15 protein-coding genes are annotated in these 26557 nt (G+C 34.3%); 13 read left to right on the forward strand and 2 right to left on the reverse strand.

Going from position 1 to position 26557, the window contains the following annotated elements; all coding sequences use genetic code 11:
• The first annotated feature begins 20 nt into the window (after positions 1-20).
• The 12 genes from AAC024_RS01915 (at position 21) to AAC024_RS01970 (ending at position 22831) form a co-directional block, all read left to right on the forward strand.
• Entirely contained in the window at positions 21-992 is a 972-nt protein-coding gene (locus tag AAC024_RS01915) for a DUF4961 domain-containing protein (protein ID WP_339893486.1), read from the forward strand.
• Between the two features lie 19 nt (positions 993-1011).
• Entirely contained in the window at positions 1012-4140 is a 3129-nt protein-coding gene (locus AAC024_RS01920; RefSeq protein ID WP_339893487.1) for a TonB-dependent receptor, read from the forward strand.
• Between the two features lie 12 nt (positions 4141-4152).
• Entirely contained in the window at positions 4153-5649 is a 1497-nt protein-coding gene (locus AAC024_RS01925) for a RagB/SusD family nutrient uptake outer membrane protein (RefSeq protein ID WP_339893488.1), read from the forward strand.
• 20 nt (positions 5650-5669) lie between these two features.
• Positions 5670-8456, forward strand: coding sequence for a GH92 family glycosyl hydrolase (locus AAC024_RS01930; protein WP_339893489.1), 2787 nt, complete (start codon positions 5670-5672; stop codon positions 8454-8456).
• Positions 8457-8472: 16 nt separating this feature from the next.
• Positions 8473-11955, forward strand: coding sequence for a VCBS repeat-containing protein (locus AAC024_RS01935; RefSeq protein WP_339893490.1), 3483 nt, complete (start codon positions 8473-8475; stop codon positions 11953-11955).
• Between the two features lie 10 nt (positions 11956-11965).
• The gene (locus AAC024_RS01940) at positions 11966-14662 is read left to right on the forward strand and encodes an ROK family protein (protein ID WP_339893491.1); all 2697 of its coding nucleotides are present in this window, start codon (positions 11966-11968) and stop codon (positions 14660-14662) included.
• A gap of 11 nt (positions 14663-14673) precedes the next feature.
• Entirely contained in the window at positions 14674-16023 is a 1350-nt protein-coding gene (locus AAC024_RS01945) for a sugar porter family MFS transporter (protein ID WP_339893492.1), read from the forward strand.
• 13 nt (positions 16024-16036) lie between these two features.
• Positions 16037-18016 carry a sialate O-acetylesterase gene (locus tag AAC024_RS01950; RefSeq protein WP_339893493.1) on the forward strand — a complete coding sequence of 660 codons (1980 nt, stop codon included), beginning with the start codon at positions 16037-16039 and terminating at the stop codon, positions 18014-18016.
• On the forward strand, positions 17997-19241 hold the full coding sequence (locus AAC024_RS01955; protein ID WP_339893494.1) for a DUF4185 domain-containing protein: 1245 nt from the start codon (positions 17997-17999) through the stop codon (positions 19239-19241). Before AAC024_RS01950 ends, AAC024_RS01955 begins: the two co-directional genes overlap by 20 nt.
• A gap of 14 nt (positions 19242-19255) precedes the next feature.
• The gene (locus AAC024_RS01960; protein WP_339893495.1) at positions 19256-20509 is read left to right on the forward strand and encodes a DUF4185 domain-containing protein; all 1254 of its coding nucleotides are present in this window, start codon (positions 19256-19258) and stop codon (positions 20507-20509) included.
• 24 nt (positions 20510-20533) lie between these two features.
• The gene (locus tag AAC024_RS01965; protein ID WP_339893496.1) at positions 20534-21616 is read left to right on the forward strand and encodes a DUF5005 domain-containing protein; all 1083 of its coding nucleotides are present in this window, start codon (positions 20534-20536) and stop codon (positions 21614-21616) included.
• Positions 21617-21805: 189 nt separating this feature from the next.
• Complete coding sequence (locus AAC024_RS01970) at positions 21806-22831, forward strand: hypothetical protein (RefSeq protein ID WP_339893497.1); 1026 nt, start codon at positions 21806-21808, stop codon at positions 22829-22831.
• Between the two features lie 340 nt (positions 22832-23171).
• Here AAC024_RS01970 and AAC024_RS01975 read toward each other — a convergent pair whose 3' ends face one another.
• Positions 23172-23405 carry a DDE-type integrase/transposase/recombinase gene (locus tag AAC024_RS01975; RefSeq protein WP_339893498.1) on the reverse strand — a complete coding sequence of 78 codons (234 nt, stop codon included), beginning with the start codon at positions 23403-23405 and terminating at the stop codon, positions 23172-23174.
• 23 nt (positions 23406-23428) lie between these two features.
• The gene (locus AAC024_RS01980; RefSeq protein WP_339893499.1) at positions 23429-23632 is read right to left on the reverse strand and encodes a hypothetical protein; all 204 of its coding nucleotides are present in this window, start codon (positions 23630-23632) and stop codon (positions 23429-23431) included.
• A 716-nt stretch (positions 23633-24348) separates the two neighbouring features.
• Here AAC024_RS01980 and AAC024_RS01985 point away from each other — a divergent pair.
• Positions 24349-26397, forward strand: coding sequence for a transketolase (locus AAC024_RS01985; RefSeq protein ID WP_339893500.1), 2049 nt, complete (start codon positions 24349-24351; stop codon positions 26395-26397).
• Positions 26398-26557: the final 160 nt, after the last annotated feature.

Genomic DNA, 26557 nt, shown 5'->3' on the forward strand with positions numbered 1-26557 from the left:
TAATAATAAAAAGAATTAAAATGAAGAAAAAAATAATAGCTAGAGGATTAATGTTTTCTATGTTTTTATTACTAACGATGTGTATAACAATTACAAATGTTTCTCAACCAACATCAGCAACAACAGGTGAAACCATAAATATTACAATTGATGCGAATTTGTTGGGAGAAATTGGTGATTCTCAAAATCTTGTATTTGGCTTTTTAGCTCCATCAACATGGGATGTTGAAGGAACGGGTGTTGCCGTCTACACTACATCGGTTGGTAATGGAACTATGAGTTTGGTTCCACTAGATGAAATTGCACCAAATTCAGATTTAGGTTTGACTTGGGCAGATGATATGAAAAATCAGCTTGGAATTGGAGAAAATTATGGATTAGTGAAATGGGTAGTTTATAAATCTGAACAACAATTATCTGTTGCATCAGATGAGACCATTACAGGGCAAGTTCAATTTAGTGTAACTGTTGGTTCAGATAATATAAAAACCCAATTGGGATACGCGCTAGCTAATACTGCTTATGGAGTTGATACGGCAGATGGATGGCATGATGTGTTTTTTACAGATTGTATGGAAGTTACAGGAGGGACTAATGCATTAATAAATTTATGCGGCCCTATCCCCAATTCAATAACTTACAGCCCAGAAGTTTTTACTTTTGGTGATATATTAAATATCCGTTTTGACGCTACTAGAGGGCCGGGGGGCAATCCTACAGAATTACTAGACGTAGATCAAGTTTATCTTTGTGCTTCGGCCATAATTGATGGTGATATGGTAGATGTTTGTCAGATTAATGATTTGACTAAATTTCGAGATATAGGAGATAACTTGTGGGAAATCACAATTTGGCCACAACAATTTTTTAATTCTCAACCTAGTCAAGATATCACAAATATATCTTTCAATATTACTAATGTAAGTGGTGATATTGAAGTAAAAGATCCAGGGACTGGAGTAGATTTTCAAGTTATTGAGAACTGTAATTAAGCTAACTCTGCAAATAAATATGAAAAATAGAACAAAAAGTATTATAACTGTCTTTTTGATTTTTAGCAGTTTTATTATTTTTGCTCAAAATAGAACAATCACTGGAATTGTAACATCAAAAGGTGATGGTCTACCACTTCCAGGAGCAAATATTTTGGTTAAAGGTAAATCTATTGGCGCTTCAACTAATTTTGAGGGGCAATATACTCTTGGGGTTCCCAATAAGGACGTAACTTTAGTTTTTAGTTATCAAGGATTTGAGTCTCAAGAAATTATTGTAGAAGATCAAGAAACAATAAATGTAACTTTAGAAACAGATGTCAACAGTCTAGATGAGATTGTACTAGTTGGTTATGGGAGCTCTAAAAAGAAAGATTTAACAGGCTCAATCTCTACGATTAAGGCTGAAGATTTAGAATCGGTTAGATCTGTGACTCCAGATGCCTTTGTTCAAGGACGAGTATCAGGATTACTATTAACGCAAACTTCTGGACAACCTGGAGCATCTACATCAGTAAGAATTCGAGGGAGTAGTTCTATTAACGCAAGTAATGAACCCCTTTATGTAATTGATGGTTTTCCTGTGGATAATAATAGTGATAATTTATCTTCAGGTGTAACAGAAGGCCCTTCTATTAATGCGCTTTCTACTTTAAGTTCAAACGACATAGAATCAATAGACGTTTTAAAAGATGCTTCTGCAACAGCTATTTATGGCTCACGAGGAGCTAATGGGGTCATTATAATAACTACAAAAAGAGGCTTTAATGGAGATGCACAGATTAATTTCGATACTTATTTTAGTGTAAACAAAATTATTGAAAAGCTAGATGTTCTCAACGCTTCTCAATTTGCATTTTATGCCAATGAGGCTAGATTTAATGGATCTGGACTCCCTAGATTATACGACAACCCTAATTCATTTGGAGAAGGCACTAATTGGCAAGATGAAATTTTTAGAACAGCTTTTACAAGAAATCACGAGTTGTCTATTAAGGGAGGTAATCAAGGCGTAAAATATTCTATTTCTGGTTCTTATTTAAACCAAGAAGGTGTGGTTATTGAAACCGATTTTGAACGTTATAATTTAAGAGCAAATTTGGATTTTAAAGCAAACAACAAATTAACCATAAAGAACTCTTTGACCTTAAGTAGAACAAATTTTAACACAGCTAGAACAGAAACTACTGGAGGTTTAGAAGTGGCAAGTAGTATTATTACTGGAGCGTATCAGTTTAACCCATTACTCCCAGTACTAGACCCAGATGGAAATTTTGTAAAAGGTAACTTTATTGTGCAAGAAGATGGAACTTTTGTTAACGAAGTGAGTAATTCATCAGAACAGATACCAGATTTTGTTAGTCCTGTGGCTTTTCAACGGCTTAATTTAAGTGAAGGTAGAGGAACTAGAGTGTTAGAGAATCTTAATATAAACTGGGACATAGCAAATAAATTAAAGCTAAAGACCACTCTAGGAATCGACTATAATATTAATGAGCAATTTCTTTTTCGCACTAAAGAATTAGATTTTGGCGGTACACCAGGTGCTTTTGCTGCCCAAGCAAAGAATACATCAACAAGTTATTTAGTAGAATCTACGTTAAACTATTCAAATACATTTAATGATAAACATCGATTTAATGCATTATTAGGAACTTCATGGCAAGATTTTATTTTAGAATCATTAACTGCAAACGCATTAGGATTTCCTACAGAAAACTTTGACTTTAATAATCTAGGTCTAGGAGAAAATACTGGAATTAGTTCAAATATTATCGAATCTAGATTAATATCATTTTTTGGACGCCTTAATTATATTTTAAGTGATAAATATATATTTACACTTACAGGACGTTTTGATGGTTCGTCAAAGTTTGGAGATGGCAATAAGTTTGGTTTCTTCCCATCAGGTGCATTTGCTTGGAATATTTCTGAAGAAGATTTTCTTAAAGAGTCTAATCTCTATGCTAAATTGCGTTTAGGGTATGGAATTAATGGTAATGAATCTATCGCTCCTTATTCTTCACAATCCACGTTTAGACCTACTTATCATTCTTTTAATGATAATGAAGTAGTGGGACTACTACCAAGTACTCCTGCTAATAGAGATCTTAAATGGGAAAGCACAGAGCAATTTAATATTGGTTTAGATCTTGGCTTTTTTAATAACCGTTTAGGGTTAACAATTGATGCTTACAGAAAAAACACTAATGACCTATTATTAAATTTACAAGTGCCTTCACAAACAGGCTATTTGCAAAGTGTTGTGAATGCAGGTAGTGTTCAAAATGAAGGAATCGAATTAGCCATTAATGCAGAACTATTAAAGGGCGACCTTAAATGGAATCTAAATGTAACTGGAGCTTACAATAAAAATAAAGTTATAGATTTAGCAGGTTTAGATAATATTCCTTCAGGTTTTGGGATTTTAGGAATTACTAACTGGCAATTGTTAGAAATTGGAGGGGAAATAGGTGCGTTTTACGGCTACGTTTCAGATGGAATTATTCAGTTAGATGACACCCCAGCAACGACACCATTATTCGCAACAGATACTTTTACACCAGGCGAACGAAAGTACAAGGATTTAAATGGAGATGGTGTAATTGATGCGGATAACGATAGAACAGTTATAGGAAATCCAATTCCTGAATACACTTTTGGTTTAAACAATACATTTAAGTGGAATAATTTTGATTTAAACATCTTTTTCCAAGGAGTCTACGGAAACGAAATTGCTAACTTCAACAGGGTAAATCTTGAAAATTTAAACGGACGAGGAAATGTACTTTTAGAAGCATTTTCTAACCGATGGAGACCAAACAACCCAAGTAATACACATGTGAGAGCTTCTAATGGCCCTCGTGTTATTAGGTTTGCAGACAACTATGTAGAAGACGGATCGTATCTTAGGTTAAAATCCCTAACTTTAGGATATTCTATCCCGAGCAAGTTCATATCTAAACTAAAAATTAATAAATTAAGGATTTATGCCTCAGGCACCAATCTATTAACGTTTACTAATTATAATGGCGTTGATCCAGAAGTAAGCTATGGAGGACAAAATAACAACCTAAGTGCTGGTGCTGATTTTGGTGGGTATCCTACTACAAAATCATTTCTCTTTGGCTTAAATGTAAACTTTTAAAAAGCTATAGCTATGAAAACAGTATTAAAATATAACATTTGTTTTGTCGTCTTATTATTGGGTTTGGGCTGTCAAGAAGCTTTAAATGAAGAAGTAAAAACCTTTTTTACAGAAGACACCTTTTATCAAACCGAACAAGATGCTAGACTAGCAATTAATGGAATTTATGGTCACCTTGGAGCAAACTTTGATGGCGCTTTAAATGCCGAAGGTATATACTTTGCCAATTATTGGACAGCAAATGCTTTGTTGTCTGATGAAGGTGAAAGCGATGGTGATTTTGGTAGAGGATATTTTGAATTATCAACAATGACACATACCCCGCAAAGTAATATAGCGTTGCAAATATGGTCTAACCTATATTTAGGAATTAATGCAGCCAATCTAGCTATTGCTAATATTCCTGATATTGATATGAATGCAGATATAAAAGACAATTTATTAGGTGAGGCTTATTTCCTAAGAGGTCTTTTATATTTTGAGCTCGTGCGTTTCTTCGGAGAAGTACCATTACAATTAGTGGCACAAACAGAATTTACAACAGACAGCTACTTACCTAGATCAACTGAAGAAGAGGTCTACAACCAAATTTTATCAGATCTTGTAATTGCCGAAAACAGTTTGCCCACAGAGCAAACAGGAGTAGATAATGGGAGACCCACGTCATGGTCTGCGAAAGCATACACTGCTAAAGCAGCACTTCAACAAGGTGTAAACTTAACACTAGCACAGACCAGACTTGAAGACATTATAAACGGTCCATTTGGTTTGTGGCAAGATTATGCAGATGTTTTCAAAATTGGTAATAATAATGGTAAAGAAGTTCTATTTAGTATAAGTTTTTTAGAAGGAGAAGATTTATTTACTACCCTCTGGGAAGGAGGTCACTTGGTATTTAGAACACTTCCTAATTTGTATGGTGGTAGACCTAATGGGCAAGGTTTTGAAACGCCTACACAAAACTTATTTGATTCTTTCGATGATTTAGATAGAAGAAAAGAAGTTACCTTTTTAAGCGAGGATGTCATAGATGGAGAAACTGTTGATTTTGGAAGACCATATGTTGTAAAGTATTGGGATCAACAAGCAGAACCAGAAGTCAACAACACTAATAACGATCTGCAATTAATACGATTCGCAGACATTTTGTTAATGTATGCAGAAGTTTTAAACGAATTAAATAATGGCTCTAGTACAGATGCGTTAGTGGCCATTAATCGCGTTAGAAGACGTGCTAGATATTCAAATGGTGTAGAAAATAATGTTCTACCAAATCTCACAACAATGGGATATCAAGATTTTAAAGACGCCATTTTAGATGAACGAAGAAAAGAACTTGCTTGGGAAGGTCATCGTTGGTTTGATTTAGTACGTTTTGGAAAATTACAAGAAAAGGTTTCTCTAGCCAAACCAAATGTATCTATTACTACACCTAGGCATAATTTATTGCCGATACCACAAAGAGAAAGAGATTTAAATCCTAGTTTAACTCAAAATCTAGACTATTAATAATATAAAATAATATTTGTATGGGTATTAGTGATATACATTGGAATTTTAGGGCCGCTTTAGCGGCTTTGTTTATTATAACATTCACAAACACAACACTAGCATTTCAGAATATAGCTAAAGAAGCTATTATAAGTACCTCATCATCTTTAGATGGAAATGAAGGAGAAAAAGTAGTAGATGGAATTATAAGATTAGATGGTAAAGGTGAATGGGCTTGTGTAGGTGAACGAAAAGCTTGGGGGGCAAATAAATTGCCTTGGATTCAATTGGACTGGAACAAAGAACGAACTATAAACTCAATTGTACTTTATGATCGTCCTAGTTTGGAGGAGCATACAGCAGGTGGAGTTCTTAAGTTTAGTGACGGGTCAATCATTAGGGTAAATACAATTCCAAATAATGGTGGACCCAAAAAGGTTACTTTCCCATCTAAAACAATAAAATGGGTAAAGTTTGATACAACAGACGGCGAAGGCTTAAACCTAGGGTTATCAGAAATTGAGGTGTTTGTAGCACCTTTAGACACGAATCAACCTATTAACTATGTCAACCCTTTTGTAGAATCTGCCAAGGGGCGCTATTTCTTTTTTACTCCTGCAGCATATCCTATGGGAATGGTAGCTGCGGCACCTGTTACAAGAAATAAAAATCAATATGGGGGTGGCTATAATTACAATTCTACAGAAGTTCTAGGGTTCGAACAAATTCATGGCTGGTGTGTTTCTGGAATACAAGTCATGCCCACTTCTGGAACCATAGACCCTACCGCTGGAGATCAAGCATGGAAATCAGGATTTAGCCATGATGACGAAATTGCTATGCCAGGATATCAGCGTTTATATTTGAATAAACATGATGTCTGGACAGAGTTAACCAGCACTAAACGAGCAACCATCTATCGTTTTAAATATACTAAAAAGAATAAAGCTCAAATTCTTACTAATCTAGGAGGTTATCTAGGTAACTCTACCATGATTAATGCCGATGTAAAAAAAGTTAGCCAAACCGAATTGGAAGGTTCTTTTGATTCTGCAGGACGATTTTGGGGAGGGCCAGAAAAAGTGAAAATTCACTTTGTAATACAGTTTGATAAACCCTTTGAAAGCTTGGATGGCTGGTCTGATAAAAAGAAATTTAAAAATATTTCTTCATTACAAGGAACAGGCACCATGAAACGGCAGGATGCCTTTGTACTTGGTCCAATAATCCAAAGCTATTGGGATGCTCCAACTGCTGGCGTAATGGCTAACTATACAGTACATCCTGGTGATGAAATCCAAATGAAAATTGCCATTTCCTATACCTCAATAGAGAATGCTCGTAAAAATTTGCAAACTGAAGCTAAACATTGGGACTTCGACCGTTACAAAGAGGATTCTTTTAAGGTATGGAAAGAAAAATTAGGAAAAATAGAAGTTAAAGGAGGTACAGAACAACAAAGAATAAAGTTCTATACCGATTTATGGCACGTTTTATTGGGGAGAAGAATATTGAATGATGTAAGTGGAGATTATCCTGATTATACCCAAGGTGAACTCGTAAACACTAGTTTTACTAGAGGTTCTTTAAAAGTAAGAACTGTACCTAAGGATCAAAATGGTAATCCAAAGTTTAACATGTACAGTTTTGATGCGCTTTGGTTAACCCAATGGAACTTAAATGTTATTTGGGGATTGGCATGGCCAGAAATATTAGATGATTTCTCATCATCATTAGTACAATACGCAGATAATGGAGGCTTATTACCGAGAGGTGCTGTTGCTGGTGGCTATTCATATATTATGACAGGGAATCCAGCAACAAATATGCTTGTAAGTACCTACATGAAAGGTTTAATGACTAAAACCAACCCAAAACATGCTTTTGAGGTAATGAAAAGCAACCATATGCCTGGAGGGATGATGAGCATAGATGTGAAAAATCTTGAGTTTTACATCGCTAATGGCTACTGTCCTGGAAATGCAGGAAAAACATTAGAATGGGCTTTTCAAGATTGGTCATTAGCACAAATGGCAAAAAAACTCAAAAATAAAAAAGATTACAATTATTTTTCTAAAAGAACAAAAGGATGGAATAAACTATTTCACCCAGAACAGAAGTTAATTTTACCCAAAGACAAGGAAGGTAATTGGTTGCATACTAATCCTCTTTCTGGACAAGGTTGGGTAGAATCAAACGCTTGGCAAGGAACCTGGTCTGTATCTCATGGTATTGCAGAGTTATCTACATTGATGGGAGGCAATGATACGTTGAGTAAAAAATTAAATTACGCTTTTGAGCAAGCTGCATCTAACGATTTTGTATTTGGATACTCTAATGGTTATGTAAGTTATGCCAATCAACCAGGATGTTCTAATGCACATGTATTCAACCATGTTGAAAAACCCTGGCTATCCCAATATTGGGTACGCAGAGTAAATGAGCAAGCATATGGTGCTATTACCGTAGATCAAGGTTATGGAGGTCATGATGAGGATCAAGGACAAATGAGCGGTATAAGTGCCTTAATGTCTATGGGCTTATTCAGCCTTAAAGGAAATAATTCAGCTACGCCAAAATATGAGCTTACTAGTCCTGTTTTTGATGAAATTATAATCAAGTTAAACCCTACTTATTACGAAGGCAATGAGTTTACCATCAAAACCAAAAACAATTCCCAAGAGAATATATATATCCAAAGTTCTACATGGAATGGTACCCCTTTTAATACATTTTGGTTTACTCACGATGCTTTTCAAAAAGGAGGAGATCTAATTTTGAAACTCGGTCCAGAGCCAAATAAAAATTGGGGCGTAAAACACTAAATAGGAATAGATACCAATGAAAAAAAAGATATTAATATTTTGTTCTTCAGTAGTAATGTTTGTAATAGTAACATCTTGCAAGCCTGAAAAACAGGAAAATTATCTTTTTCAACCTATTTCATCAGAAGTATCAGGAATCGATTTTTCAAATAACCTAAAGTTAGATGACGATCTTAATATTCTCAATTACATCTATTACTACAACGGTGGTGGTGTTTCGGTTGGTGATATTAATAATGATGGATTAGAAGATCTTTTTTTTACAGGAAATCAAGTCTCTAACAAGTTGTATCTTAATTTGGGAGGTCTTAAGTTTAAAGATATCACTCAATACGCTGGTGTACAATCTAAAGGATGGTCAACAGGTGTGACAATGGTAGATATCAATGCAGATGGATGGATGGATATTTATGTCTGTAAGTCCGGATATTCAAATGCAACCTCACGAAAGAATCTGTTGTATATAAATAAAGGTGACGGTACATTCACAGAAATGGCTCAAAACTATGGGCTTGCTGACGATTCTTACTCTACCCAAACCGCCTTTTTTGATTACGACTTCGATGGTGATTTAGATATGTATTTACTTAACCATATGCAGCAAGTTACCGGAATGAATAATCCAGTATCGAAAAAGCTTCAAGGAGAATCTAAAAATACAGACAAATTGTACCGTAATGAAGGGAATAGTGAATCAGGATACCCAATATTCACAAATGTTTCTAAAGACGCTGGTATTACTATTGAAGGGTTTGGACTTGGGCTTGGCATAAGCGACTTAAATCAAGACGGTTATCCCGATATATATGTTTCCAATGATTTTATTTCTAACGATATTATGTATATCAATCAAGGAGATGGAACGTTTAAGGATAAATCTAAAGACTTTTTAAAACACCAAAGTCATAATGGTATGGGTAATGATATTGCCGATATTAACAATGACGGATTTACCGATATTTTGGTTCTAGATATGTTGCCTTCAAAAAATAGGGAACGAAAATTAATGCTCAGCAAACCTAATTATAACCTTTTTGAATATAGCAAAAGTAAAGGGTATCAACCACAGTATATGCGAAATACTTTTCAGCTAAATAATGGAAGTCAAGTCCCTTTTAGTGAAGTAGGACAATTAATGGGTATTAGCAGTACCGATTGGAGTTGGAGTGGTATTATGGCTGATTATGATCAGGATGGAAAAAAAGATTTATTCATTACAAACGGATATCTAAAAGATATGACCGATTTGGATTTTATCGTTTATAGAAGAAAACAATTTAAGTTTAGAACTAAAGAAGAAGCCGATAGTCTGTATTTAGTTAGTGTCAACAAACTACCCGAAGTACCACAGCAAAATTATTTTTATAAAAATAATGGTGATTTAAAATTTGAAGACACTTCTCTCAAATGGACACCTTCTTCGCCTGGATTTTCAAATGGCGCTGTGTATGCCGATTTAGATAACGATGGCGATTTAGATATTGTCACCAATAACATCAATGAAAAATCAACACTTTTAAAAAATACTTCTACAGAAACATCAAATGGTAAAAAACACTTTCTACGACTTGATTTTGAAGGAAACACAGCTAATCCTGATGGGATAGGTGCTAAAGTTTGGGTCTATAATAACCAAAAAGTTCAGTTTGCCGAAAATTACACAACCAGAGGATTTCAATCCAGTATCTCAAGTAATATATATTTTGCGTTTGATAGTATTAAAAAGATAGACAGTTTAAAGGTAGTTTGGTCAGATAGAAAAACCAAATTATATATTAATCTTTCTGTTGATACAACAGTAAGTCTTAACTATTTTGATGCTATTGATCCAGACCATGAGCGTCCCAATAATGAAGATGAAAAGCTCTTTAAGCAAGTTAACAATGTTATTTCGTTTCAACAGCAAGAAGTCCCATTTTCAGATTTTGATATAGAACCGCTCATTCCTCATAAATTTTCGAACAATGGCCCATCTATAGCAGTCGCCGATATCAATGGTGATGGATTAGATGATGTTTTTATAGGAGGTTCACACATGTATTCAGGTAAGTTGTTTCTACAATCTTTAAATGGAGATTTTAAGAGTACAGAACTTTCTACTAATGATGTTGAAAAAGAAGATATGGGCGCTTTATTTTTTGATGCTGATAACGATGGTGATAATGATCTTTATGTGGTAAGTGGTGGATCAGAGATTTCATTGATGAAGTCAGGCTATTATCAGGATAGATTATATAAAAACGATGGTAAAGGCAACTTTGTAGTGGATACTTTGGCTTTACCTATGATAAATACTAGTGGTAGCTGTGTAATAGCTTCAGATTATGATAAAGATGGCGATTTAGATCTTTTTGTAGGCGGTATGGTCATTCGTGAAAGTTACGGTATTTCACCAAAAAGCTACTTATTGGAAAACAATAATGGAAAATTTACAGACGTCGCCAAATCCAAGTTAGGTAAAAATAAATTAGGAATGGTTTCTGGAGGACTTTGGACTGATGTTAATAATGATGGATGGATGGATTTAATCGTAGTAGGAAAATGGATGCCTGTTACCATCTATATGAACCAAAAAGGTGTTTTTTCAAAAGAGTCTTTATCCAATTCTTCAGGTTGGTGGAATAGCATTAATGGCGGCGATTTTGATAATGATGGTGATATAGACTATATCCTAGGGAATATTGGATTAAACAGCCCTTATTATGCATCCATTGATTATCCAATGCAGTTATTTCTAGGCGATTTTGATAAAGACAATCGTACAGACCCAATAATCACTCAATATTATTTGGAAGCTGATGGCACAATGCAATCATATCCTTTTGTGTCTCGAGACCTATTGGCAGATCATATGATTTTCACTAAAACTAAATTTAAAAATTATCGCGCGTACGCTAATGCAAAAATAGAAGACCTCTTATCGGATACTATGGAAAAGAATTCCATAACACTTCAAACCAACTATCTGGAAAGTGCTTACCTAGAAAATTTGGGGAACGGAGAATTAAAATTAAAAGCATTACCTAGAGAGGCGCAATGGGCACCAATTATGGGTAGTACGGTTTCTGATATTGATTTAGATGGAAACCTAGACGTAATCCTAGTTGGAAACTTTTATCCCAATGAAGTTGGTTACGGTCAAAATGATGCTTCCTTAGGTTTGGTTTTAAAGGGTGATGGCCAAGGTCATTTTATACCATTAAGCTCAAAGGATTCTGATTTTTTTGTGAGTGGAGATGCTAGAGCTTTGGTTAGAATAAGATCCTCAACAGGAGAATTATATGCTGCCTCTGTTAACAACGGTAGTCTCAAAGTCTTTAAAAAAAATCATTCCACGGATAATGAAATTATAGCTGACTCTAAAAACCAATCAATCACGGTAATACTAGAAAATGGGAAGCAACGAAAAACGGAATTTTATCTTGGTGAAGGATATCTTTCACAATCATCTAAGAGTTTACAATTACCTATAACTGCTAAAGTAAAGCCCCTAAATTAAAAAACAAAATATGATTACTAATATTAATAATAAAAGATATTATTTAGGAATTGATATAGGAGGAACCCATTTTGCTACTGGAATAGTAGATACTAAAGAAACGTGTTTATTGGAAGAAACTTTAGAAAGACATCCCGTAAATAGTAAAATGTCTGCCCAAAACATATTGAATCAACTGTTATTATCCATAACAGAATGTGTCGCTAAATTCCATAAACCAGTATATGGATTAGGCGTTTCCATACCAGGACCTTTTGATTACGATAATGGAATTTCGCAGATTTATGGTCTCAATAAATACGACAGTCTTTTTGGTGTAAACATCAAGCTGTTTTTACAATCAAACCTTAAAGGAATTTTAGTAAACCCAGATGAAATATCCTTTTTTAATGATGCAGATAGTTTTGTTTTAGGAGAAACCTATAACAATGATTTTATGAATCATAAGGTAATAGGAGTTACACTAGGTACCGGAATTGGTTCTGGTTTTACCAGAAACGGTAAAGTTGTCACAGATGATCCTAATATCCCAAATCAAGGCAATGTTTACAATTTACCTTTCAAAAATAAAAAAGTAGAAGATTGGATATCTACCAAGTGGTTTTTAGATGCCTATTCTGAAGTTTTTAATAAATCCATAAGTAACGTAAAAGAAATTGCAGAAAAAGCAAGTGCATCGCAAGAGGCAAATAAAATTTTTGAAAGCTATGGCCAACATTTGGGTGAAATACTATGTGTTATCGCAAAAAAATTCAACCCGGATGCTATCATTATAGGCGGAAGTATTGCTAAAAGTTATTTTTTATTTAAAGATAATTTTGAAAAATGCTTTTCTAATACACCCAAGATTCATATCACAAAAGGTACAGCCAAAGCTGCTATTTTAGGTGCCGTAATTCATTTAACCAAAAACCAAAATACATTGAGTGCAAAAAGAAAGACAGAGCAGTATATTATGCCTCTACACACAAAAGACATTCAAGCAAATAACAGTTATGAAGTATATCCTGCTTTCGAGGTATCTAAAGGAGTAATTCACACTGGAATAGATAGTTTAGTTGATGAATTCCCAAATGAAGGATGTGTAATCATAGATGGTTATTTAGGAGCGTACTGGGATGATTTAATTAAAAAAATCACTCAACAATTAAATGAAAATAATGTAACCCACATAATTTATTCAACAACATCAGCCTACAAAAGTTCGGAGGACATTGAAACAATGGTTACACCTTTTTTAGGAGGTGATGACCCTGTGTTTGGAAAAATATTTACAGGTGAATTAAACGATTTCTTTGATTTAGAAAAGTTAAACGAAATACAAACAGAAAATGGAGTCTTAAACATACTTTACGGTCCAGGTGCTGCTTTGAGCGGTTGGGATGGTAAAATCGTTTATATGGATATGCCTAAAAATGAAATTCAATTTTGTGCAAGAGCGCATCAGTTACTGAATTTAGGAAACATCTTTGTAAAAGATAAGAAACAGCAATATAAACGAATGTATTTTATTGACTGGCCAGCCTTAAACAAGCACAAACAAGCATTACTTAACCAGATTGATTATATTGTTGATGGCCAATTTGGAAGCTCATTTTCTTGGGCTTCAGGAGAGACGTTTAGAAACGGGTTACAAGAAGTTTCATCAAATGCCTTTAGAGTAAGACCTTGGTTTGAACCTGGGATTTGGGGAGGAAATTGGATGAAAAACAAAATAAAAGGGCTTCCACAAGATGTCCCAAATTATGCTTGGTCTTTTGAGCTCATCGTTCCTGAAAATGGAATTGTATTATCTAAAAATGGTAACTTATTAGAAGTCTCTTTTGATTTTTTAATGTTCCAAGATAATAAAGCTATTTTAGGAGCCGCCTCCGATACCTTTGGAACAGAATTCCCAATACGTTTTGACTATTTAGATACCATAAATGGACAAAACCTATCTCTACAATGCCACCCTACGCTTGGTTATATTAGAGATAACTTTGGGGAAACTTTTACCCAGGATGAAACCTATTATATTCTAGATGCAGACCCTGGTGCTGAAGTATATCTTGGTTTTAATGAAGGTGTAAAAAAAGAAGACTTTCGTAAAGCATTAGAAAAAAGTAATTCAGAGGCAAAACCAATGGCTGTTGAAGATTATATACAAATTCACTCTGCCAAAAAGCATGACCTTTTTCTTATACCCAACGGGACTATTCACTGCTCGGGAACAGGAAACCTCGTCCTTGAAATTAGTAGCACCCCATATATTTTTACTTTTAAGATGTATGATTGGATGCGCATGGATTTAGATGGCAAACCAAGACCGCTTAATATAGAAAGAGGAGTTGCTAACTTAAATATGGATTGCCAAGGCGACACAGTGGTTAGTGATTATATTTCTAAACAGGAAGTGATTAATACTGGAGAAAATTGGAAAATCGTGAAGTTAAGTACACACCCAAAACATTTTTACGAAGTACACAGGTTTGAGTTTGATAACGAAATATCGGTACAAATGAATAATCAGTGTCATATTCTAAATTTAGTGGAAGGCACTAAAGTTAAAGTTGTAACTAACAATCGAACAATGGAAATTCACTATGCTGAAACATTCGTAATTCCTGCAGCGGTTAGTGAGTACAAAATCCTTAACCTAGGTAGTCAAGAGGCTAAAATTATACAGTCTAATGTTAAATCTGAATTCTGTGATACCAGATTCTAAAATATATTATTATGGACAAACAAACAAAAAAAACTTTATTTAAAATGGCCGCTATTGGGGCATTGGGTGGTTTTTTATTTGGTTACGATACAGCAGTAATTTCTGGAGCTATCGGTTTTATGGAAACTAAATTTTCATTGACACCATCTTTAAAAGGGTGGGCAGTTTCGAGTGCTATTGTAGGCTGTATATTTGGAGCACTTGTAGCTGGTTATATTGCCGATAAAATTGGCAGAAAGAAAGCACTCATCATTACTGCCATATTATTTGCTATTTCGGCAATTGGTTGTCTAATTGCTCCTGATTTTACTTTTTTAGTAATAGCAAGAATTATTGGAGGCGTTGGAGTTGGAGGCGCTTCAATGCTTTCACCTCTATATATTTCTGAAATGGCTCCAGCCGATAAAAGAGGAGCTTTAGTGTCATTGTACCAATTGGGTATAGTTCTTGGAATTACTATTGTTTACTTCTGTAATTATTTGGTTGCTCAAGCTGGTGATGAATTATGGGGTATTGAATATGGTTGGCGTTATATGTTAGGATCCGAGACACTACCCGCATTCATTTTTATGATAGCTTTATTTTTTGTTCCTGAAAGCCCACGTTGGCTTGCCAAAAAAGGTAAAGATTCTGCTTCTTTAGAAATTCTAGAGCAAATAAATACAAAAGAAAAAGCTCTAGAAATCCATAATGAAATAAAAAAAGCTCTAGGACAAGAAAAAGGGAGAATAGGTGATTTATTTAAAAAAGGATACAGAACAGCTATTATAGTTGGGGTTGTACTAGCGTTGTTTTCACAAATCACAGGTATCAATGCCATAATGTATTATGCCCCTGAAATATTAAAATCAGCAGGCTTTGGAGTAGATTCAGCATTGATACAAACCGTATTGATAGGAGCCATCAATGCCATATTCACGTTTGTGGCCATAAAATATATTGATAAAGCTGGGAGAAAGAAGCTTTTGTTATGGGGAGTCTCAGGAATGATAATCTGCTTATTTGCTATTGGAATGCTATATCAGTTCAATTCTCTTACAGGACCGTGGCTTCTTATTTTTATTTTAGGTTTTGTAGCGTGTTTCGCGTCCTCTTTGGGTCCTATCCCATGGGTGATGATATCAGAAATATTCCCAACAAAAACAAGAGGGATTGCTATGTCACTATGTGTTATGGTACTTTGGATTGGAGCGATGCTAATTTCTCAATTTACACCTGTTTTATTAAATGACTTAGGACCGTCTTATACCTTTTGGCTATTTATGATAAATGCTATTTTTCTTTTGGTGTTTACTTATAAAATTATTCCTGAAACCAAAGGAAAGACTCTAGAAGAAATAGAAATGAGTTGGAAAAAATAAAATTATTGTTCAAATGAAAGTTTTTTTTAAAGTGATATGGGTGGTTTTTCTTTTTGTTCCAAGTATACTTTTGGGGCAAATAGAGTTACCTCCTATTTTTTCTTCTAATATGATTTTGCCAAGGAACAAAATTATACCAATATCTGGTAAGGCTTCGCCCAAAACCACTCTCATTATTTCTATAGGAAAACAACAATATACTATTGAGAGCAATAAAGTTGGTGAATGGCGTGTAAAAATTGACCCAATCAAGGCAGGAGGTCCTTATACACTTTTAATTACAGGTGAAAATGACGAAAAGTTGGAATTGGATAATATTTTAGTGGGTGATTTGTGGCTATGTGCTGGTCAGTCTAACATGCAATACACACTTAATATGTTGGGTTATGAAGAAACGCCAGATGATAATTATAACGCCAGTAACCTTCGCTTATGTTCTGTATGGGTAGATACAGATTACCTACCAAGAAATGAAGTGTCTAATGCCATTTGGCAAGAAATCTCTAAAGAAACTGCTAGAAATTTCAGTGCTTTAGGGTATTTTTTTGGTAAATACTTATCAGATGAGCAAGATGTTCCTATAGGCCTTATTAGTAGTAACTTGGGAGCCACAGCTATTGAAACCTGGATGAGTATGGATGCCTTAAAAATATTTCCACAGTTTAATGAAGTTGTTCAAAAGATTACTACAATTAATAAGAGCTACGAAGAATTAGATGCTGGGTTAAAAGTATTCAGAAAAAAATGGGACAAAAAACATTATCTCAAAGGCCCAGGAATTGAAGAAGAATGGCACAAAGCGGATTATGATTACTCAAACTGGAAGGAATGCACCTTGCCTGCTTTTTGGGATGATTTTGGATATGCATCCCACGACGGAAGTATGTGGTTTAAAAGAACATTCAATCTGGATCCAGCCCAATTGGATCAGGATTTAAAAATAGTTCTTAATCAAATAGATGATTATGATATTGCATGGGTAAATGGCGTGAAAATTGGTGAATCTTTTGGGAAAAGTAATTTTCGGAATTATACCGTTTCAAAAGAAATTCTTCGTCAGAAGAATAATATTTTAACTGTTAGGGTTTTTGATATAGGAGGAAAAGGAGGTATTTATACCAATCCTTTTTGGGGTAATCCTTTACTTAATGGTACTTGGAAATATAAAAAAGGCGTAAGTATTGACCCTAAAAAATTTCCAAAACCAGTAGTTTCTAATGGCAGTCCGTTTTCGCACCCTATGCTACTCTACAATGCTAGTATTGCACCTCTTCATAAAATACCAATTACTGGAGTGCTTTGGTATCAAGGGGAAGCCAATGAAACAAGAGCCGTAGAATACGGTGCTTTATTAAAGGCTCTGATTCAAGATTGGCGAGAAAAGTGGAACAGTTCAAAAATGCCGTTTTTTATTGTGCAATTAGCAAATTATAAACAAGAAGACGAACAACCTAAAGATAGTAAATGGGCAGAGTTACGCGAATCTCAAATGAAAGTCACTCAACTAGAAAATGTTGATATGGTAACAGCTATAGACATTGGTAGTGCAAATGACATTCACCCCTATAACAAAAAAGAAGTAGGTAGGCGTTTGTCTTTATTGGCCAAACATTATGTTTATAAAGGGGAGTTGACAAAAGGACCAAGTTATAAAAGCAGTATTAAATCTGGAAAGCGTATTACTATCGAATTTGAAACCTATGGAAGTGAATTAAAAAGTTTAGATAAGTACGGTTATTTAAGAGGTTTTGCAATTGCTGGAAGTGATGGGATTTTTAAGTGGGCAAAAGCCAGAATTATTGCAAAAAACAAAATAAAAGTATATCACAAGGATATCCAAAATCCCGAATATGTCCGTTATGCATGGTCAGATAATCCCGGAAAATTAGATTTAGTCAACACAGAAGGGCTTCCCGCTTTTCCGTTTAGAACTGATGATTTTGAACTTAGTACTACAAAAAATAAATATAGTTATGACCCATACGCGTTTTAAAAATATAATTGGCAACTATTTTCAAAGAAAAAACAAGGTGCTTTTTAAAAATGTTCTTTTACTACTTTTTTATGCAAGTTTTTTCAATTGTCAAAATACAACTCAAAAAAAAGAAGCTCCTACAGTTGAAAAAACGCTCAAGTTTACGGCAGAAGCTGCACCAGAATGGACGGCTTTAATGGAACGCACTTCAGGTTGGTTTGCTGCGGATGGTATCTTCTCTATACCACTAGATGGCAGAGAAGAACAAGGTGTTAAAGATAAAAAAACACTATTTATTTTTAGTGACACCTATGTTGGTGAAGTTATAGATAATGTGCCACAACCAGGAAACATTATGGTTAACAATACTACAGCTTGGATGAACGATAATGAACCTTTAAAATCTGCCATTACGTTTGAATATAATACAGACAAATCTGGTAAACCTTCCTCTTATTTTATGCCTACCAATAGTAATGCAAAACTCAATGAATATTTTTGGTTAGGAGATGGTTTTATCAATCACGAAAAAAATAATGCCCTTTATCTATTTGCCTATCACGTACATAAAACGGGACCTAATGTCTTTGATTTTGAGCAAACCGATGTAGCGCTTTTAAAGGCGGAAAACCCAACCAAAGAAGGCATTAAAAACTATTCGCAGATAGCAACCGGTTTAGGGTTTGTCCACCCTACTGAAGGACGTGTATATTTTGGAAGCGGAATTTTTGTAAATACCAAAGCTGCTAGTGCACCAAATCCTGATGGGTATGTGTATATCTATGGTATTATGGAACGTCAAAAATCGTTGATTGCTGGAAGGGTGCTTCCTAAAGATATCGAAAATTTTGATAAATGGCGTTTTTGGGATGGACAAAATTGGGTGAAGGATAAGGAAAACGTAGCCATTATTACGAATTCAGTTTCTAACGAACTTAGCATTAGCCCAACCGAAGATGGAAGATATTTACTTACTTTTACCGTACTCGGACTATCTGAAAAAATTGGAATACGCATTGGTGAAAGCCCTTTTGGTCCATTTGGAGATATCAATGAAGTCTATATCTGTCCAGAATACAAAGAAAAAGGACTTTTTCCTTACAATGCCAAGGCGCATTACCATTTATCTAAACCAGGTGAGTTATTGATTAGTTATAACACGATTACATTGAATTTTTGGGAAGATATCAAAAAAGACGCTTCTATATATCATCCTAGATTTATTAGAGTAAAATACGAATAGTAAAGAAACATTATATGAAATCATTTAATCACAAATCATTTTTTCTAAAAAAAATTAAACCATATCTTTTTTTTTTCGCTTTGTTTTTTGTCGTATCTACAATTACAAGTTGTCAAGGCAAAAAGAAGGGAAAAGAAGGTAGTCAAGAAGAAATCAAAAAGGAACTAGATTTTGCAGTAGTATCAAATCAATGGAATCAACTTTTTATAAAAAAGGAAGGATGGTTTGGTGGTGACGGCATATTTGGCATTCCTATGGATGGCAAAGAATTTGTTCCTGCCACAGATAGCACTATTACCTTGTTTACCTTTGGAGATACTATGATTGGTCATCATAATGGAGACACGCTTTTAAAAAAAGATTTTAAAATGATTAATAATTCAGTTGGTGTCTTAAAAGGTAGGCATCCAATTGTAAAAAAGATAAAATTCCATTGGATAAAAGATGAAAATGGAGAGGCTATGGAGCTTTTTAAACCCAATACACCTAACTCAAAACCTAAAGATTATTATTGGCTTGGAGATGGTTTTGTTAATGCAGAGGGTGATGATAACTTGTATATTTTTGCTTATCCTGTACAAGAGAAGGACACTACAGGTATTGGTGGATTTAATTTTCAACAGATAGGTGTAAACCTTTTAATGATACCAAAAGGGAGCAAACCGCCCTATTTGAATCACAAACAATTAGAAACACCATTTTTTAATGCAGAAACACAAACCTCATTCGGCAGTGCAATATTTGTGAACACAAAAACAGCAGGAGCACCTCATCCTGATGGTTACATTTATAGCTATGCTGTTTCCAACCAAAAAGAGTTAAAAGGGCTGTTGGTTGCTAGAGTTTCATCAGAAGATTTCATCACATTTGATAAATGGCGTTTCTGGAATGGAAGTAACTGGGTAGAAGACATGAAAAACGCAACTTATATAGCAGATGACGTTTCTAATGAGATGAGTGTATCACCATTATCCAATGGGAAAATAATACTTACATATCAAGATAAGACGATGAGCTCTGATGTAGTTGTCCAAATAGGTGAATCACTCGTTGGCCCGTTTAATGAAAAACAGCTTGTTTATCAAACGTCAGAATTTAAGAGGCATAAAGACTATTTTACCTATAATGCAAAAGCCTATCCTCATCTATCATCACCTAACACCTTGTTAATTAGTTATAATGTGAATTCATTTAACTTTTGGACTGATATTTTGAATCATCCAAATTTATATCGCCCACGGTTTTTAGAATGGGTAATAAAAGAATAATGTATATGAAATAAAAAGAAAGTGATGAGATATAGAATTTATGGTTTTTTAGTGTGTGTGTTATTTTTGTTCAGCTGTAGTACAGATGATTCTGTTAATGCAAGCAATGGTTCTAATGATACAACTACAAATACGCCTACAAATAGTTTATCTATTTCTAGAGATAATGAATTTATAAATTTATTTACACGTTATGGTGATGGTTGGACTGGAGGAGATGCTGCGTATTCTATTCTCCTTCCTGATGGCAGAACCTTATGGCTTTTTGGAGACACCTTTTTAGGAACAGTTAATCCAGACAGGGTAAGACCGCCTGGTTGGCAATTTGCGCGTAATACCTTTGTGGTTCAAGATGGAGAAGATCTTACAACTTTAGTTAAACCAAATGGTTCTAATTTTGTATCGCCAGACGAACCAGGTTGGTGGTATTGGCCTACAGATGGCACTATTTATAATGATACTCTGCAAGTTATACTACCGGCTTTTAGATCTACTGGAGGAGGCTCGTTTGGCTTTGAATATGCAGCAATTGATCTTGCCTTATTCAAACTACCTGAAATTGAACTCATCTCTAAAGAGCGACTATTTACAGAACCTAATATTGCTTTTGGCTCTTGCGTTGTGGAAGATTCAGATTATATTTATATTTATGGAGCAGAGAGAACTCAACCACTTGGGAAACAATCCAATATCGCGAGAGCAGCTAATGGTGACTTAAGAAATGTGTGGGAGTACTTTAATGGAACTGAATGGGTTCCTGATATTTCTAAAGCTCAAGGAATTGTTAGTGATGTTTCAGAGCAGTTTGCTGTATTTAAAGAAGATGATATGTATTATATGGTAACCCATGATTTTATTTTTGGCTGTGAAATTTATCTTTGGGAATCCCCAAATCCAGAAGGTCCTTGGGATAATCAACGCACTATTTACTGTACGCCTGAAACTGTTGCAAATATCTTTACATACAATTCTTTTGTGCATCCTCAATTTAGTGAAAATGGCGATTTATTGATATCGTATAATACAAATAGTTTTAATTTTTCTGATATATTGTCAAATGCAGATAATTATAGACCCTATTTTATTCGTGTAAGTAATTGGAAATAAATTTAAAGAGGACTTGCAACAATGGGGCTGTTATTGGATGATAGGCATGCCGCCTTTAATAGATTTTCAACTGGTATACATTCTGGTTATTTATGGTAAGCGCTATCATTTTATTAATCTTTACTTATAAATTGATTCCAGAAACAAAAGGAAAAACATTAGAAGAAACAGAACAAACCTGGAAAAATAATGAAATCAAAAATCACACTTTTATTAACGGTCATTTTACTAGTTGCTTGCCAGAATAAGCCTAATAAAAAAAAGGAAGCTAAAGAAACCCTTATAAATAAGGAGATTTTAGCCTCTTTAGGTACGAAGCATAAAAATAAATTTGCTAAAGGCATAGCGCTTTCAAATAAAGAGATTGCTGAAAATCCAACCAATGTTGACGCCTATGTTGGACTCGCAGAAACCTATATTATTCTGCATGCATTTGGTTACCTATCTAATGCCCAAACCATGCCTCATGTAAATGAAGCATATCAAAAAGCAAGTCAATTAAACCCAACTAACGCCGGCGTATTAAAAATTGCTGGCTTAATAAGTTTCTTAAATAGAGATTGGAAGAACACCGAAGAATTATTTGTAAAATCTATTGAAGCAAACCCGGAAGATATAGGTGTGCGCCATTGGTACACGCTTTATTTAATGGCAATGAATCGAATAGATGAAGGTGTTGCTCAGTCTGATATTGTTGTGTCTATGGATAAAAATAACGACTATTTAATTGCAAGAAGTTCTATCTACTATTTTCTACAGCAATTTGAAAAAATGAAACCATTAATGTTTAAAGATATTGAGGCTAACCCCGAAACACCTTGGGCTTATGATTGGTTAGGAATGGCATATAATGGATTAAACGAACATGATGATGCTATAAAAACATACATCAAGGGCTTTGAGTTATCTGATGGAACTGTCGAAGTGGGGGGTGGTTTAGGACATGCCTTAGCGCAGGCAGGAGAAATAGAATTAGCAAAAAAAATGACAGATTATTATACCAAGGCTGCTAAAGATCGTTATTTACCCCCTTGTCAACGCTCATTTATTCACCTAGGTTTAGGTGAAAATGAAGTAGCTCTTAAATTATTAGAGCAAGCTTATGAAGAAAAATCTTGGTTCCTTATTTTTATGCAAATAGAACATTGGTATGACCCAATTAGAAAGGATAAAAGATTTGTAGAGATTATGAGCAAAATGAATTTTCCAGAATAATTAGATATTACTAAACCTATTTTAATTAAAAACCTCGAAGCACAAAATTTAGCTTCGAGGTTTTATGTTTCTATTTCTGTCTGGTTGAGCAGACTCGATATAATAACTAAACTTATTCATACTTCACCTTAATAAAGGTTTTGTCGCATCTGTAATATTTGAGTCTATTTTTAGGTAATAACAAGAACTGAACTTACTTAATAATGATATGCAAGTCATATATATTGGTTCTGTCGCATTAATTAGGAAGAGCCGTATTTTTAAAAGAGTATCAGATTTCAAGAAGCTAGCGCACAGAAAGTTTTGAACGTAGAAGATTTAGGTTTCAATATTTGACCTTTCAAATCATATTTATTACTTCTATGCCTGCTAATGTTCTTTGTGCTGCCTCAAATTCTTTAAACCCTGTTGAAATTGTTATTCTTTTTTTAATACTCCTATGGTCTTGCATTATAATATTGTTCAAGTATTTAGCTCGTATAATATTAGTACCTCTTTTATCTGTATTTAGGATTCTAGGTTTACCATTGTTTCTAATAGCTTTATTCAAGAACTTCTGAGCAGAACCTTTCATTCTTCTTTTGGTTAGTAGGAAGTCTATAGTATTTCCTTGTTTGTCAACAGCTCTATATATAAGAACCTGTCTTTACAAGAGACATTAATATAAATTTCATCTAATCTCCAACTAATAGTTACTTGCTTTTTAAGCTGATTCATATTGTACTCATTCTGTTTAGATAACTTAAAGACCCATCTTTGAATGGTAGAATAATCCACTTTATCACCTCTAATAGCTAACATCTCTCTAGTTTAGAGTGAATCTCAGTTTGAAATAGGCAGCTTGTTTATTGTAATAGTAGGGTATTGGTGGTGTTTGTGCATCGAGCAGATTTTTTTAATTTCAAAAGTAAGCATATTTGAAAAAGAAGGAATTAATACGACAGAACCGGAGTTTCATATGTTAATATTGATTGTCAAAATATCATCTTTTAATTGATTTACTAGATTGCACATCTAGCGTATTTTTATTTTTCAGAATTATAAGTCATATTGAATTCGCTTATGTATACAACGATAAGTGGGTGATTTAGAATAGACCTTCTTTTTTTTAGGTACAACATAGGTACAACAAATACTGAAATCAATTGATATTAGATGATATCAAATGAAATTAAAAATTATGTAAATAATTAAAAATCAAACAATTTGGATTTAAATAGATTCAAAACGCTAGACTTAGGATCTAGTGCCTCGCGGTGTGGGAGTTCGAGTCTCCCCGCCCGCACTGTAAAGGAAAAGCCGACTTATATGAGTTGGCTTTTTTATTTGTACTATTTATCATTCGATAAACGGCCTTTATCAAGAGATGTTAACAGGTGTTATTAAATTATTTTGGCATTTCTTAATCCCTAACAACTTAAAGATTATATATTTGCAAAAAATGTATTTTTTGGAAGATTTTTTTTCTTTTAAATAGGACGTTTTAAAGCCATTAAATATAAATCATAATTAAAAAAATGAACAAACAAATTGATCAACAAGCAGCAGATAATATTAGAGCATTAGCTGTAGCTATGGTAGAAAAAGCAAATTCAGGACACCCAGGAGGTCCTATGGGAGGTGCAGATTTTATGCACATTCTATATTCAGAATTTTTTAATTATGATCCTTCAGATATGACTTGGCCATTTAGAGATCGTTTCTATATGGATGCGGGTCATTTATCTACTTTAATGTACGCTCAGTATTATCTTTTAGGAAACTATGCTAAAGATGATGTTGCCAATTTCAGACAATGGGGTTCAATCACTCCGGGACATCCAGAAGTTGATGTTGCCCGAGGCATAGAAAACACATCTGGTCCATTAGGGCAAGGTCATACTATGGGTGTGGGAGCTGCTATTGCAGCAAAGTTTTTACAAGCAAGATTTGGAGATTGGATGAATCATAAAATTTATGGTTTTATTTCTGATGGAGGTATTCAAGAGGAAATCTCTCAAGGTGCTGGTAGAATTGCAGGTCATTTAGGATTAAGTAATTTTATTATGTTCTTCGATTCTAACGATATACAATTATCAACTTCAACCGATGAGGTAACAAGTGAAAATACAGCCATGAAGTATGAAGCATGGGGCTGGAAAGTAGTTACCATTGATGCACATAATCATGATGAAATTAGACAAGCATTAACTGATGCTAATAATGAAACTGAAAGACCAACCCTTATTGTTGGAAAAACCATAATGGGTAAAGGTGCAGTAACAGCAGATGGAAGCATGTTTGAAGGGTACTGCGAATTACATGGTCAACCTATTGGAGCAACCGGAGCAGATTACGAAAAGACGTTATTGAATTTAGGCGCTAATCCAGAATCTCCGTTTGATATTTATGGCGATGTAAATGCTTTCTATAAAGACTTATTAGAAAAGAAAACGGCACAAGCCGCTGAAAAGAAATCAGAAATTAATGCTTGGAAAAAAGATAATGAAGCACTTGCTCATAAATTGGATTTCTTCTTATCAGGAAAACTTCCTGAATTAGATTTTGAATCTATCGAACATAAAGCTGGTTTAGCTACCAGAGTGGCATCATCAAATGTATTGGCATATTTAGCAGAAAATGTAGAAAACATGATTGTGTCTTCTGCCGATTTATCTAACAGTGATAAAACAGATGGTTTCTTAAAGAAAACACAGGCGCTTAAAAAGGGCGATTTTAGCGGTTCGTTCTTACAAGCCGGTGTAGCAGAATTAACCATGTCATGTATTGCAAATGGTATCGCATTACATGGTGGAATTATTCCTGTTGTAGCAACATTCTTTGTGTTTTCAGATTATATGAAACCAGCTATTCGTTTAAGTGGTATTCAAGAATTGGGTGTAAAATATGTTTGGACTCACGATGCTTTTAGAGTAGGTGAAGATGGACCAACACACCAACCAATTGAGCAAGAGGCACAAATACGCTTATTAGAAAAATTGAAGAACCATAGCGGTAAAAATAGTTTCTTAGCGATGCGTCCTGCAGATTCTGCAGAAACAAGCGTCGCTTGGAAAATGGCTTTAGAAAACACGGATACACCATCTGGTTTAATTTTATCAAGACAAGGGATTAAAGATATTCCTGCACAAGGTGAATCAAGATATCAAGAGGCCTTAGCTGCTCAAAAAGGAGGGTACTTAGTAAAAGAAATTGAAAACCCTGATGTTGTTTTAGTTGCTAACGGATCGGAAGTTTCAACGTTGATTGACGCAGCTCAATTACTTGAAGAAAGACAAGGATTGAAAGTAAATATCGCTTCGATAATTTCTGAAGGATTGTTCAGATTGCAATCTAAATCTTATCAAGAAAGTGTGATTCCAAAAAACAAGCCATTATTTGGTTTAACAGCTGGATTACCCGTAAATTTAGAAGGCCTTGTTGGAGATAACGGTAAAGTTTTTGGAGTTGATCATTTTGGTTACTCAGCACCAGCGAGTGTATTAGATGAAAAATTTGGTTTTACTGGAGAACAAGTATGCCAAAATGTAATGGAATATTTAAATGCAAACGTTTTAATAAAATAAATCTGAGTACATGACAAAAATTGATAATATATCGGATGTCAATCTGAGCGCAGTCGAAGACATTGGAAATATCGTATTCAAAAGCATTCCGACTGCGCTCAATGTGACACTTTTATATTTTTGTCATGTACTAAAAAAATAAATATATGAAATGAGCATA

It is taken from the genome of uncultured Algibacter sp. (assembly GCF_963976535.1).
Lineage (GTDB): Bacteria > Bacteroidota > Bacteroidia > Flavobacteriales > Flavobacteriaceae > Algibacter_B.

Coding starts and splice junctions, on each gene's coding strand:
- AAC024_RS01950 (WP_339893493.1), top strand. CDS start 16,037: ATGAAAGTTTTTTTTAAAGTGATATGGGTGGTTTTTCTTTTTGTTCCA.
- AAC024_RS01935 (WP_339893490.1), top strand. CDS start 8,473: ATGAAAAAAAAGATATTAATATTTTGTTCTTCAGTAGTAATGTTTGTA.
- AAC024_RS01925 (WP_339893488.1), top strand. CDS start 4,153: ATGAAAACAGTATTAAAATATAACATTTGTTTTGTCGTCTTATTATTG.
- AAC024_RS01960 (WP_339893495.1), top strand. CDS start 19,256: ATGAAATCATTTAATCACAAATCATTTTTTCTAAAAAAAATTAAACCA.
- AAC024_RS01930 (WP_339893489.1), top strand. CDS start 5,670: ATGGGTATTAGTGATATACATTGGAATTTTAGGGCCGCTTTAGCGGCT.
- AAC024_RS01915 (WP_339893486.1), top strand. CDS start 21: ATGAAGAAAAAAATAATAGCTAGAGGATTAATGTTTTCTATGTTTTTA.
- AAC024_RS01940 (WP_339893491.1), top strand. CDS start 11,966: ATGATTACTAATATTAATAATAAAAGATATTATTTAGGAATTGATATA.
- AAC024_RS01945 (WP_339893492.1), top strand. CDS start 14,674: ATGGACAAACAAACAAAAAAAACTTTATTTAAAATGGCCGCTATTGGG.
- AAC024_RS01970 (WP_339893497.1), top strand. CDS start 21,806: ATGAAATCAAAAATCACACTTTTATTAACGGTCATTTTACTAGTTGCT.
- AAC024_RS01980 (WP_339893499.1), bottom strand. CDS start 23,632: ATGTTAGCTATTAGAGGTGATAAAGTGGATTATTCTACCATTCAAAGA.
- AAC024_RS01965 (WP_339893496.1), top strand. CDS start 20,534: ATGAGATATAGAATTTATGGTTTTTTAGTGTGTGTGTTATTTTTGTTC.
- AAC024_RS01920 (WP_339893487.1), top strand. CDS start 1,012: ATGAAAAATAGAACAAAAAGTATTATAACTGTCTTTTTGATTTTTAGC.
- AAC024_RS01955 (WP_339893494.1), top strand. CDS start 17,997: ATGACCCATACGCGTTTTAAAAATATAATTGGCAACTATTTTCAAAGA.
- AAC024_RS01975 (WP_339893498.1), bottom strand. CDS start 23,405: ATGAAAGGTTCTGCTCAGAAGTTCTTGAATAAAGCTATTAGAAACAAT.
- AAC024_RS01985 (WP_339893500.1), top strand. CDS start 24,349: ATGAACAAACAAATTGATCAACAAGCAGCAGATAATATTAGAGCATTA.